Raw genomic sequence first — 12,095 nt, forward strand, 5'->3', positions numbered from 1 at the left:
CGCGCCCGCTGCAAATTCGGCGGCCTCCCCGCGCGCCGCTCAGGTCCAGGTTTCGAGCACCGCGCTGCGCACCGCCTCGACGGCGCTCGCATGCCGGCCTTCGGCCGCGAGCCAGCAAAGCCAGGTGCGCGAGCGCCAGCCGTTCCAGATCGCGAGCTCGCCGTTGCGCTGGCCCTGCTCGGCCTGGTCGAGCCGCAGCAGGCCGGCGCCCATGCCGCTCGCGACCATGCTGCGCACCGCGCTCTCGCTGTCGGCCGTGCGCCCTTGCCGGTAGTCGCGGCCGGCGCCCGCGAAGAGCTTCTCGAGGTGCGTGCGCAGGATGCACGAGGGCGGCGTTCCCACCCACGGCAGGCGGGTGAGCTCGTCGAGCGTGAGGCCGGGGTGGGCCTCGGAAACCGGCAGCGGCAGCGTCACGACCAGCTCGACCGGCACGAGGCGCAGCAGCTCCATGCCTTCGACCTGCTCGCTGTCGCTGAGCGCGTAGGCGCAGTCGAGCTCGCCGCGCTGCACCGCCGCCAGCGTCTCGAAGGACAGGCCTTGCCGCAGCTGCAGCGTGACCTGCGGGTGGCGCTCGGCAAGCTTCACCAGCACCTCGCCGAGCCTGAGCGCCACCGGGTCGACCACGGTGCCGAAGCGCACCACGCCCTGCGCCGCGCCGCGCAGCTGCTCGGCGGCCGAGCGCATGCGCATGGCCGAGGCCAGCGTGCGCTCGGCCTCCTCGAGCAGGCTGCGGCCGGCCTGCGTGGGCACCATGCCGCGCGGCGTGCGCTCGAACAGCTTCACGCCCAGTTCGTCCTCCAGCGCCTTGAGCTGGGCGCTGACAGCCGGCGCGCTGGTGAACACGCGCTCGGCCGCGCGGGTGAGGCTGCCCTCCTTCGCAATGGCGACGAAGGTCTTCAATTGGTAGAGCTCCATGGCGCAAATTGTGAGCGCTGGCGCGGCCCGCGTCCCTTCGTTTTTTCGGAGGCCCTGGTCCAAAGAAGCGAATGGCCGCGCGGCGCGGAAAAGCCGAAGCTTGGTGCCATCGATTCAATGCAACGAGGCCCGCACACCATGTCCACCGCCAACCCACGCCCGCTCGGCATTGCCGCGCTGCTGCTCGCCACCTCCGGATGGGGTGCCATGTTCCTTGTCGGCAAGGACGTCCTGCACCACGTCGAACCCATGTGGCTCACGCTGATCCGCTACAGCATGTCGGCCCTGCTGTTCGCCGCGCTGCTGCTGCCGCGCGGCGCGGTGCCCTGGCGCAAGCTCCGCCTGCATGCGGTGCCGCTGGCATTGCGGGGCGCCGCGGGCTTCGGCGTCTTCAGCGTGATGCTGTTCGTCGGGCTCGCGCACTCGGTGCCTTCGCACGGCGCGGTGATCGTGGCCACCACGCCCATGACTACGCAGCTGGTGCGCTGGGCCTTCGATGGCGTGCGGCCCGCGCGGCTGGCGCTGCTGGCAACGGCGCTGGCGCTCGCGGGCGTTGCCATGGTGTCGGGCCTGCTCTTTGGCGGCGCCTCGTCGGCCGGCTCGACGCTCTTCGGCGACGCGGTGGCCTTTGCCGGCACGCTGGGCTGGATCTGGTACACGCGCGGCGCGGCGCGCTTTCCGGCGCTCGACGTGGTCGAGTATTCGGCGCTCACGGTGCTGGCTTCGTGGCCGCTGCTGCTGGCGGGCGCGCTGCTCGCCACCGCCTTCGGCGCGAGCCACGCACCCAGCGCCGAGGGCCTGCGCCTGTCGTGGCACGCGCTGCTGTTCGTGGGCCTGGTGCCCTCCGCCATCTCCGTGCTGGCCTTCAACTATGGCGTTCGCACGCTGGGCGCCGTCACCGGCACGGCCTTCCTGAATTTCGTTCCGGTGTCGGCCTTGCTGATGGGCGTCGCGCTGGGCAAGCTGCCATCGGCTCACGAGCTGGCCGGCATGGCGATGGTGGTCGGCGGACTGCTGCTGCATACGGCCGCGAGCCGCAGGGCGGCAGCCGCACCCGCAGCGCGCGCCGCGGGCGGCAACAGCACCGCGGGCTACCGCGCCTGCGGCGCCAGCGCGCGATAGAAGTAGGTGGTGTCGCAGGGCGCGCCGCCCGGCAGCAGCGCATAGCCCGGAATCACGCCGACGCGCGTCCAGCCGAGCCGGGCATAGAGCCGCTCGGCCTCGGCGCTGGAGGTGTCGAGCACGAGCAGGGTCTTTCGGTGTTCGAGCGCGAGCTGTTCGGCGGCCTGCATCAGCAGTGCGCCGATGCCCTGGCGCCGGGCGCGCCGGTGCACGAGCATCTTCGAAACCTCGGCGCGGTGCGGCTGGTTCTCGGGCTGCCCGAGCACCAGCTGCACGGTGCCGACGATGCCTTGCGCGTCTTCGGCCACCAGCAGCGCGCGCTCGCCGCTTGCCACGCCTTCGGCCACGCGCTGCCAGAAGGCCTGGGCGCGCTCGGGCGTGAGCGGCAGCATGAAGCTGACCGAGGCACCGCCTTCGACGCAGTCGACGAGCAGGTCGGCCAGCTGCCGGACATGCGCGTCGCCGACGCTGGAGAGAAGGCGGATGCGTGGCGCGGAGTCTGTTGCCGCAGGTTGGGTCATGTCATCTCCAGGAAGAGGGCGAGGTGGCGATCACGACGGCATAGCGCGCGATCTGCCGCGTGGGGTTGTAGTAGCTGGTGGGACGGTCGAGCACCAGCGCCAGGCAGTCGCCCGTGCCGAGCCGGTGGCGCTCGTCGCCGAGCGTGACTTCGATGCTTCCTTCGAGCACCCACACCTGCTGGTGGACCTGCGGTTCCCGCGCGCCGGTTTCGTAGGCCACGCGCGCCTTGGGCGGAAAAAGGATCTCGACGATGTGGATCGGCGATGCGGAGCCGCCGGGCGACACGTTGCGGCGCACATAGCCCGAATGCGGATCGCGCCATTGCAGCTGGTCGGCCAGCCGGGACACCGGCCCCGACGCAGGCACCGGCGCCTCGAACAGCGACGCCAGCGGAACGCCGAGGCCGGTTGCAAGTTTCTCGAGCAGCACCGCCGTCGGGCTGCTTTCGCCGCGTTCGATGAGCGAGATCATCGAGCGGCTGACGCCGCAATGCGCCGCCAGCGCCTCGAGCGAAAGGCCGCGGTCGGCGCGCAGGTCCCGCACGCGCTGCGCGATGCGGTCGTTGAGGCTGGGCGGCTGAGTTTCCATGATGCCGGATGAATATCCAACATCATGGAATAGAAGTCAAGGCGAGTTATCGACCGGCGGGAGCGTCCTGCCCGTCCTTCGGCCTCGACGACGGCTCCCAAGAATCAGGCGTGGTCGCGACCAGCTCCTTGAGGTTGGACCAGGGCTTTGCGCCCGGCACGGTGGTGCCGCCCGTGATCGCCACCTTCGCGAAGGCGACCATCCGCTCGCGCAGGTATTGCCTGTCGCTCTCGGGCCAGGTCTCGATGGAATGGGGCGCGCGGGCCACCACGATTTCGCGCGCACCGCGAATGCGGTCGTAGGCGGCGATGGTGCCTTCGAGTGTTTCGGCGCGGTCCCACAGGCCCTTGCCGAAGAAGGCGGCCGGCCACTTGTGCATGCCCGCGAGCGGCGCCGAGTTCGGATAGAAAAGGATGTGGTGGTCCGCCGCCATGCCGCCAAGGAACAGGTTGCGATCGGCCAGGTCGGGCGATGCGGGCAGGTAGCCCGCGCCGCTCGCAAAGGAAGACAACAGAATGGCGCCCTTGATGTTCGAAAGCCCCTTGGGCGGCTGGCATTCGGGCACCGGCATGTCGTAGCTGCACGCGCCCGAAAAGTTCTTGGCCATGGCCCATGCGGTCGACATCGAGCCGCGCGAATAGCCGCCAAGCAGGATCGGAATGCGCGTCGACTTCATGCCGCCCAGCAGCTTGCCGGCCGCCTCCTTGCCTTCGAGCACGCGGCCGTCGGGCGTGAGCAGCCGCAGGCCGTCGCCGCTGTCGAACTGCGCGAGCACGCGAAACACGTCCTCGCCCTGCTCCAGCGTGTGGGTGTCGCTGAATCCGCCGGAGATGCCCTCGCCGCGCCGGTCGTAGGCCAGCACGTCGAAGCCCGCCTGGTTGAGCGCATCGAGGTTCTCGCGCCACCAGCGCTGGCCCATGGTCTCGGTGGTGGCGTTCGGGAACTTGACGTCGACCGCGCGGCCCGTGGCCGGGTCGATGCGGTAGGGCTTTTCGTCGGGGTGCTGGATCGCGGTGAGCTGCCCGCCGCCGCCCGGCGCCATGACGACCAGCGCGCGCATCCTGCCGCCCTTGCCATCGTCGACGCCGCGGCCTTCGATGTACCAGCCGCGCAGCTTGACCGGATCGGCCATCTGCAGGTCGATGCGCTCGAAGCTGTCGCGCGGCACGGTGAACTCGACCACGAAGGTGCCGGCATCGGCGCGCGCAATCGCCTCGGCATAGGGCGCCTTGGCGAAGAAGGCCGGACGCCGGATCTGCCGCAGGTCGACGGGCCCTTCCGGATCGATCCTGCCGGAAGGATCGACCACGCCGGTCGAGCGCGTCGCGCGCGCCTTGTTCGGCGGCAGCCAGCGCTGCATCTGCGCATCGATGCGCGCAAAGCAGGCGGCATCGGCCTTGCAGGCGCGCCAGCGCTCCTTCAGCCGCGCATCTGTGAATTCGTCGACGTAGTAGTCGCTGTCCGCATAGCCCGCTGGCGGGCGGTAGGCATTGACGCCGAACGGCACGCAGGCGGTGCGGCCATCGGACTGCGGCAGCCGGTAGCCGGGCAGTTCGTGGTTGCGGTCGACGCCGACCCAGGCGCGGCAATCGGTGGGCGGCGGTGCCGCCCTTGCGCTCCTGGATGAAACAGCACCGCCATGCGAAGAGCAGCCGCCGATGGCCAGGGCCGCCGCGAGCACCGCAGCTGCGGCCGAGCCGATGCGAAAGAACGTGCGCATGTTCTCGTCTCCTTTCGATCCGCGCCATGCGCGGTTTCATCGCTACAACAGCATGAAAGCCGCGGCGGCCACCAGCGTGGGCCCGAGCGCACCCAGCAGCAGTCCGCCGGCGCCGATGGTCTCGTCGGAGAAGCCGCGCTTGAGCAGCGCGACGCCCGCGGGATTGGGCGCGTTGGCAATCACCGTCAGGCCGCCGCCGGCCACCGCGCCGGCCACGAGCATGTACTTCGATTCGTCCGAGATGTTGGTGATCAGCGAACCCAGGTAGGTGAGCGCCGCGTTGTCGGTGATGGCCGTGAGGCCCAGTGCGCCGAAGAACAAGGCGAGCGGCTGCAGGCTCGATACGACCGGCTCCAGCCACCACTGCTGCATGCCGCCGAGCACCACCAGCCCCGCCAGGAAGAAGCCGACGAGCAGTGCCTCCTTGATGATGAGCGGACTCTGGTGGCGCTCGTAGGCTTGCGTGTAGCCGAGAAACATCAGGAAGAGCCCGAGGAACGCCACCGGATGATGTGCGAACAGCACGATACCGGCCAGCAGCACGAGGTGCACCAGCGCCACGGCGGGCGGCACGGGCGCTTCGGAGAGCGCCGCGTGCGCGCTCGAAGCCGCGGGCAGGTGCTTGCGCAATACGAAAGTGGCCACGGTGGCGTTGACGAGCACGGCCACGGCGGCCTTCCAGCCGAAGGTGGCAAGCATGAAGGCGCTGTCCCATTGCCAGGTCGAGGCCACCATCAGCACCGGCGGCGCGGCGTACGACGTGAGCGTGCCGCCGATCGACACGTTGACGAACAGCACGCCCAGCGCGAGGTACTTCACGGCTTCGGGCACCTGCGGCCTGAAGATCTGCGGCGCGAGCATCAGCGCCGCAATGGTCATGGCCGCGGGCTCGGTGACGAGCGAGCCCAGCAGCGGAACGGCCGCCAGGCCGAGCCATGCCGCCGCAACGGGCGTGGGCAGCGGCAGCACCCGCGCGACAAGGCTCACGCCCGACATGACGGTGCGCAGCACGGGCCGCGAGGCGGCCACCACCATCACGACGAAGACGAACAGGGGCTCGGTGTAGTTGCGCGACTCCGCATAGCCGAGTGCCGGCCCGCCGCCAACGACCAGGGCCATCGCAAGCACAAGCACGATGGCCCAGAAGCCGAAGACGACTTCCACCTCGCCCAGCAGGTGAAAGAGGCCGGCATGGCGGGGAAAGCGGTGCGACAGCCGCTCGAACTGCTTGGCGGCGAAGGTGTGGACGAGCGCGACGGCGAAGATCGCTGCGGCAAGGTACTGGATGGTGGGCTCTTGCATGGGACGGATGGCGTGGTTGATCCGCGTGGCGGCCCGACCATCGCATGAACCTGCGGCGCCGCCAACAAGAAGCAAGCGGCCCCGCACCCAGCCCCAGTTTAACGGGGCCCGCCGGCTAGGGCTGCTGCAGGCGCTGCAGCAGCTCCGCGCTCGGGTAGCCGTCCGCGGGCAGGCCCACGCTGCGCTGGTAGCGGCGCAGCCCTTCGCGCGTGGCGGGGCCCATGACGCCGTCGGCCGCGCCAGTGGCAAAGCCGCGCCGGGTGAGCGCGGCCTGCAGTTCGGCGATCTGGCTGCGCGAGAGCGCCGTCAGGTTCCTCGGCCATGGCGCCTGCACGTCGGGGCCGCCGCCCAGGCGCTGCGCGAGCAGGCCCACGGCGAGCGCGTAGTTGGTCGAGTTGTTGTAGCGCAGCACGGCGCGAAAGTTCGGCCCGACCAGGAAGGCCGGCCCCTGCGCGCCCGCGGGCAGCAGCACCGAGCCATCGGCAAATTCCGGCAGCGGCTGGCCGTCCATGCTCGTGATTCCCTCGGCCGCCCACTGCGCGCTCGGCTGGCGCACGGCCATGTCGGCGCGGCCGTAGTCGAAGCCCGCGGGCAACTTGATCTCCACGCCCCACGGCATGCCGGCCTGCCAGCCCGAGCGCGAGAGAAAGTTGGCCGTCGAGGCCACCACGTCGGGCATGCTGCCCCAGATGTCGCGGCGCCCGTCGCCGTCGGCATCCACCGCGTAGGCCAGGAAGTTCGACGGCAGGAATTGCGTCTGGCCCATGGCGCCCGCCCAGGAGCCGATCATGCGGTCGCGCGCGATGTCGCCGCTGTCGAGGATCTTCAGTGCCGCGAGCAGCTCGCGGCGCGCCCAGTCTTCGCGCCGGCCCTCGAAGCCGAGCGTGGCCAGCGCGTCGATGACCGGGGTGCTACCGTAGTTGCCGCCGTAGTTGCTTTCCATGCCCCAGATGGCGACGACGACGGTGGCCGGCACGCCATAGCGCGCGGCGGCCGCATCGGCTTCGGCGCGCACCTGCTGCAGCTTGTCCTGGCCCGTGGCAATGCGCTGGGGCGAGACGGTGTTGTCGAGATAGTCCCAGACCGTGCGTGTGAACTCGGGCTGGGCGCGGTCCAGCTCGATCACGCGCGGAAGAAACTGCACCTGGTCGAAGGCGCTTTGCAAGGTGGCTTCGCGGATGCCGGATGCGCGTGCGGTGGCGCGGAAGTCTGCCACCCATTTGGCGAAGCGCTGCTGCTCGAGCGCGGCAGCGTCAGGGGCTGCGGGCGCGGGCGCAGTTGCGGGCCGCTGACTCGCCGTGGAGCCCGGCGGCTGCGACGCCGGCCCGGGCGGTGCGGAAGCGCAGCCCGCGACAAGCGCCGCGGTGGCTGCGGCCACAAGGGCGGGCCGGATGGTGGACTGCAGGAATGAGGTGCTGCTGGTTGGATGCATCCGCGGATTCTCACCCGTGCTGCACGGCGGCAAGCCGTTCTCACGCACCGACGCGCCCCTTTCCTACAGCTGCGGTGGGCGGGCCAGCGAGCATGGGCCGTCAGCAGCAGCGAACTCCCGCGGCTCGAATCTCGAAGGGGACAGTGATGCCACATCAAACCTACGCCGCATGCATCGAGGCGTGCAACGGCTGCGCCACCGCATGCCATCACTGCGCCGCGTCCTGCCTGAAGGAGCCCGACGTCCAGATGATGGCCCGGTGCATCGCGCTCGACATGGATTGCGCGGCCGCCTGCCAGTTTGCCGCGGCCGCCATGGCGCGCGGCAGCGAACATGCGAAAGCCATCTGCGCGCTGTGCGCCGGCATCTGCGAAGCCTGCGGCGAGGAATGCGCCAGGCACAAGCACGAGCACTGCCAGGCCTGCGCCAAGGCCTGCCGCGATTGCGCAGCCGCGTGCCGCGCGATGGCACGCTGAGCTGCCGCGACCGGCTCGCGCGCGTCCGGCTATGCCTTGCCGGACGCCACCTGCTGCGTGAATGAAAGCGCCAGGAAATCGACAAAGGCCCGCACGCGCGCGGCCAGCTGGTGCCGCTGCGGATACACCGCGTAGATGTCGGCATCGGGCGTGAAGTACTGCGGCAGCACCTGCACCAGGCGGCCGTTGCGCAGGTAGCGGTTGATGTCCCACTCCGCCCGCATCAGGATGCCGTGGCCTTCGAGCGCCCAGTTCACGGCGATCTCGCCGTCGTTGGTCGCGAGGCTGCCGCGCGTCTTGATCGATTCGGTGCGCGCATGGCGGCCTCGGCCGCTCGTCAGGCGCCAGACGCCGTAGGCTTCCTCGCCCTGGCGAATGCCGATGCAGTTATGCCTGGCCAGGTCGTTCGGAACCTTGGGCATGCCGCGCGCCGCCAGGTAGGCGGGCGATGCGCACAGCAGCCGGCGGTTCGATGCGATGTGCCTTGCCACCACGCGGCTGTCCGGCGGCGCGCCAAAGCGCACGCAGACATCGAACAGGTCTTCGCTCGGCGCCGGTGGATTGACCGACAGCTGCAGCTGCACCTCCACGGCCGGATGCTTGCGCACGAAGCGCGAGATCAGCGGCGCCACATGGCTGCGCCCGAAGCCCAGCGTGGCGTTCACGCGCAGCAGGCCGCGCGGCGTGGCGCGCGACACGCCCAGCAGCTCCTCCATGCCGTCGATCTCGCCGAGGATGCGGCGCGCATGCTCCAGGTACAGCTCGCCCTCGGGCGTGAGGCTCATGCGGCGCGTGGAGCGGTTGACCAGCAGCACGCCCGCGCGCGATTCCATCAGCGCCAGGTGCTTGCTGACCGCGGGTGTGGTGATGCCCAGCTCCCGCGCGGCGGCGCTCAGGCTGCCGGCGCTGGCCAGGGTGGAAAAGAAGCCGAGATCGGCCGGAAGGATGGCGCTGCTCATCGTGGCCCCACTGTTGAACTCAGGTTAACAATGGCTTCACTTTAGCGCCGATTCCGCGGGCTGCTGCTTCTTACAGTGGAATCTCTTTTTCAACCTCCCGCAGGCATCGCCATGAAGACGTACAAGATCGCAACCATTCCCGGAGACGGCATCGGCAAGGAAGTCGTGCCCGCGGGCCAGCAGGTGCTCGAAGCGCTGGCTTCGGCCGGCAGCAGCTTCACGTTCGAGTTCGAGAATTTCGGCTGGGGCGGCGACCACTACCGCGAACACGGCGCGATGATGCCGGCCGACGGCCTCGATGCGCTGCGCGGCAAGGACGCGATCCTGTTCGGCTCGGCGGGCGATCCGCATATTCCCGACCACATCACGCTCTGGGGCCTGCGCCTGAAGATCTGCCAGGGCTTCGACCAGTACGCCAACGTGCGCCCGACGCGCATCCTGCCCGGCATCGACGGCCCGCTCAAGCGCTGCGGCCCCCATGATCTGAACTGGGTCATCGTGCGCGAGAACTCCGAGGGCGAGTACGCCGGCGTCGGCGGCCGCGTGCACCAGGGCCATCCGATCGAGGCCGCCACCGACGTGTCCATGATGACGCGCGCCGGCGTCGAACGCATCATGCGCTTCGCCTTCAAACTGGCGCAGTCGCGGCCCCGCAAGCTGCTCACGGTCGTCACCAAGAGCAACGCCCAGCGCCACGCGATGGTGATGTGGGACGAGATCGCGCTGCAGGTCTCGAAGGAGTTCCCGGAGGTCACCTGGGACAAGGAACTGGTCGACGCATCGACCGCACGCATGATCAACCGGCCGGCCTCGCTCGACACCATCGTCGCCACCAACCTGCATGCCGACATCCTGAGCGACCTGGCCGCCGCGCTCGCGGGCAGCCTGGGCATCGCACCCACCGGCAACATCGACCCCGAGCGGCGCTACCCGTCGATGTTCGAACCGATCCACGGCTCCGCCTTCGACATCATGGGCAAGGGCCTGGCCAATCCGGTCGGCACCTTCTGGTCGGTCGTGATGATGCTGGAGCACCTGGGCGAGGCCGAGGCCGCCCGGCGCGTCATGCAGGCGGTCGAAGCCGTGACGGCCGACCCCGCGCTGCACACGCGCGATCTCGGCGGCCGCGCCACCACCGCGCAGGTCACGCAGGCCGTGTGCGCACGGCTCGCGTAACCCAATCAAACACACGGCGCAGACCGTCAGCCAGGAGACAAAGACATGTTGAAGCAACCATTCGCCATCGGGCGCCGCCGCGCCCTCGCGGGAACCGCCCTGGCGGCCCTCGGCCTTTGCATCGCGCCCTGGGCCACTGCCCAGGAGCCGTGGCCGGCCAAGCCGATCAGCCTGGTCGTGCCCTTTCCTTCCGGCGGCACCACCGACGTGCTGGCCCGCACGCTCGCCGATGCGCTGTCCAAGGCCCTGGGCCAGCCCGTGATCGTGGAAAGCAAGCCGGGCGCCGGCGCCACGCTCGGCGCCGACTACGTCGCCAAGGCCAGGCCCGATGGCTACACGCTGCTGATGGGCGCGGTGCACCACACCATCGCGACCAGCGTCTACAAGAAGCTGCCCTACGACTTCCAGAAAGACTTCGCGCCGATCACCACGGTGGCGATGGTGCCGAACGTGCTGGTGGTCAATGCCTCGCTCACGCCGGCCAAGTCGGTGGCCGAGCTGGTCGCGCTTGCCAAGGCGTCGCCGAAGGAGCTGGCCTACGGCTCCAACGGCAACGGCACGGCGCAACACCTGATCGGCACCCAGTTCCAGGCCAGCACCGGCGTCAAGCTGCTGCACGTGCCGTACAAGGGCAGCGGTCCGCTCACCACCGACCTGCTGGGCGGGCAGGTGGACATGTCCTTCGACACCATCACGCCCGTGCTGCAGCACATCAAGGGCGGCAAGCTGCGCGCGCTGGCCGTCACCACCGCCAAGCGTTCCGCCGTACTGCCCGAGGTGCCGACGCTCGAGGAGGCCGGGCTCAAGGGCTTCGACATCGGCACCTGGTTCGGCGTGCTCGCGCCGGCCGGAACGCCGAAGGACATCACCGCAAAGCTCCACATCGAGATGGCCAGGATCATCAAGTCGCCGGAGTTCGCCGAGCGGATGCGCGCGATCGGCGCCGACCCGATCGGCGACAGCTCCGCCGAGATGGCGGCCCGCATCCGCGAGGAGACGGCGAAGTTCGCGAGGCTGGTCAAGGAGGGGAAGGTCGCGGTCGAGTAGGCCGGATTCACGACGATCTTGTTACTCCCCGCTGCGCTCGCCAGTCCCTAGAGTTGCCTTGCGGCGCCAACCACGGCGCGCCACAAGGAGCCGGCGATGAGCAGCAACAGCAGGAACAGCAGGAACAGCAGCAAGAACGACCGCGTCGCGCAGGCGCTCGGCATCTATCGAAGCATCGCGGCGTGCAACGAGCGCCTTGCGCGCGGCAACGACGTCCACGCGCTCACGGCGGCGTTGATGCTGCCCTGCTACCACGCCGAGTTCAGGCGCGTGGCGAGCGAGCTGAACCATTCGGAGCAGGACGAGCTGGGCGCCGCGCTCGAACGCTACCTGCCTGGCAACGCCGCAGTGACCGCGTCCTACAACGAACTCCTGGTTGGCCTGCGGCTGCGGCCGGCCCGCTGATCTGCCCACACAGACCCGGGAGCCATGCCGACGCGCGGCTGTTCTGATCCAGAACAACCCCGCGTACCAGGGCGATTTCGCCGCGGCCCGCAAGGAACTGCGCGGGCGTCTCGGCCTGGACAGGTGATCGCCCGCCGCCCCGCCGCAAGCGGCTGATACACTTTGCGCGCGTTGTCAGGTGTCCTGGCGCCCCGTGTAAACGGCGGGGTGGCCAGGGTGAAACGGGAAGTCGGTGCGCGGCGGTGGAGAGAACACCGCGCAATGCCGACGCTGCCCCCGCAACGGTAAACGAGTCAAGAAGCAAGACCCCGGGATTCGGTCCCGCGCCACTGTGCCGCGAACGACATGGGAAGGTGGTCTTGCTGCAGAGCCGATGGCTCTGCGCTCGTGAGCCCGGAGACCGGCCTGACGACCAGCGCATGACCTTGCGG

Annotated in this window: 12 protein-coding genes and 1 riboswitch; of the genes, 5 read left to right on the forward strand and 7 right to left on the reverse strand. The window is 69.7% G+C overall.

Going from position 1 to position 12,095, the window contains the following annotated elements; translation table 11 throughout:
- Window positions 1-39 precede the first annotated feature (39 nt).
- Window positions 40-915, reverse strand: coding sequence for a LysR family transcriptional regulator (locus VPA02S_RS07680; RefSeq protein ID WP_012746185.1), 876 nt, complete (start codon window positions 913-915; stop codon window positions 40-42).
- Window positions 916-1,053: 138 nt separating this feature from the next.
- Here VPA02S_RS07680 and VPA02S_RS07685 point away from each other — a divergent pair, with 138 nt between their 5' ends.
- Window positions 1,054-2,037, forward strand: a complete 984-nt coding sequence (locus VPA02S_RS07685) for a DMT family transporter (RefSeq protein ID WP_012746184.1) — start codon at window positions 1,054-1,056, stop codon at window positions 2,035-2,037.
- Here VPA02S_RS07685 and VPA02S_RS07690 read toward each other — a convergent pair.
- From VPA02S_RS07690 to VPA02S_RS07710, 5 genes are all read right to left on the reverse strand, one after another.
- Window positions 2,007-2,558, reverse strand: coding sequence for a GNAT family N-acetyltransferase (locus VPA02S_RS07690; RefSeq protein WP_012746183.1), 552 nt, complete (start codon window positions 2,556-2,558; stop codon window positions 2,007-2,009). The two genes, VPA02S_RS07685 and VPA02S_RS07690, sit on opposite strands and share 31 nt — an antisense overlap.
- A gap of 1 nt (window position 2,559) precedes the next feature.
- Window positions 2,560-3,147, reverse strand: coding sequence for a helix-turn-helix domain-containing protein (locus tag VPA02S_RS07695; RefSeq protein ID WP_012746182.1), 588 nt, complete (start codon window positions 3,145-3,147; stop codon window positions 2,560-2,562).
- A gap of 46 nt (window positions 3,148-3,193) precedes the next feature.
- Complete coding sequence (locus VPA02S_RS07700; RefSeq protein ID WP_012746181.1) at window positions 3,194-4,867, reverse strand: alpha/beta fold hydrolase; 1,674 nt, start codon at window positions 4,865-4,867, stop codon at window positions 3,194-3,196.
- Between the two features lie 42 nt (window positions 4,868-4,909).
- Window positions 4,910-6,169: a putative Na+/H+ antiporter gene (locus VPA02S_RS07705; RefSeq protein WP_012746180.1), complete on the reverse strand. Its 1,260-nt coding sequence runs from the start codon at window positions 6,167-6,169 to the stop codon at window positions 4,910-4,912.
- Window positions 6,170-6,284: 115 nt separating this feature from the next.
- Window positions 6,285-7,601 (reverse strand): lytic murein transglycosylase, encoded by a 1,317-nt coding sequence (locus tag VPA02S_RS07710; protein WP_012746179.1) that lies wholly within the window; start codon window positions 7,599-7,601, stop codon window positions 6,285-6,287.
- Between the two features lie 146 nt (window positions 7,602-7,747).
- On the opposite strand from VPA02S_RS07710, the gene VPA02S_RS07715 reads away from it, so the two are divergent.
- Window positions 7,748-8,077 (forward strand): four-helix bundle copper-binding protein, encoded by a 330-nt coding sequence (locus VPA02S_RS07715; RefSeq protein ID WP_012746178.1) that lies wholly within the window; start codon window positions 7,748-7,750, stop codon window positions 8,075-8,077.
- 29 nt (window positions 8,078-8,106) lie between these two features.
- Here the strand turns inward: VPA02S_RS07715 and VPA02S_RS07720 are convergent, their stop codons facing one another.
- Window positions 8,107-9,036: a LysR family transcriptional regulator gene (locus tag VPA02S_RS07720; RefSeq protein ID WP_018903600.1), complete on the reverse strand. Its 930-nt coding sequence runs from the start codon at window positions 9,034-9,036 to the stop codon at window positions 8,107-8,109.
- A 111-nt stretch (window positions 9,037-9,147) separates the two neighbouring features.
- Between VPA02S_RS07720 and VPA02S_RS07725 the strand changes: the two genes are divergently transcribed.
- The 3 genes from VPA02S_RS07725 (at window position 9,148) to VPA02S_RS07735 (ending at window position 11,664) form a co-directional block, all read left to right on the forward strand.
- Window positions 9,148-10,212, forward strand: coding sequence for a tartrate dehydrogenase (locus VPA02S_RS07725; RefSeq protein ID WP_012746176.1), 1,065 nt, complete (start codon window positions 9,148-9,150; stop codon window positions 10,210-10,212).
- Window positions 10,213-10,257: 45 nt separating this feature from the next.
- Window positions 10,258-11,259 carry a tripartite tricarboxylate transporter substrate binding protein gene (locus VPA02S_RS07730; RefSeq protein ID WP_062363106.1) on the forward strand — a complete coding sequence of 334 codons (1,002 nt, stop codon included), beginning with the start codon at window positions 10,258-10,260 and terminating at the stop codon, window positions 11,257-11,259.
- Window positions 11,260-11,355: 96 nt separating this feature from the next.
- Window positions 11,356-11,664: a hypothetical protein gene (locus VPA02S_RS07735; RefSeq protein ID WP_012746174.1), complete on the forward strand. Its 309-nt coding sequence runs from the start codon at window positions 11,356-11,358 to the stop codon at window positions 11,662-11,664.
- A 159-nt stretch (window positions 11,665-11,823) separates the two neighbouring features.
- Window positions 11,824-12,087: riboswitch (cobalamin riboswitch) on the forward strand.
- Window positions 12,088-12,095 lie beyond the last annotated feature (8 nt).

This window comes from Variovorax paradoxus NBRC 15149, from assembly GCF_001591365.1.
GTDB classification, from domain to species: domain Bacteria; phylum Pseudomonadota; class Gammaproteobacteria; order Burkholderiales; family Burkholderiaceae_C; genus Variovorax; species Variovorax paradoxus.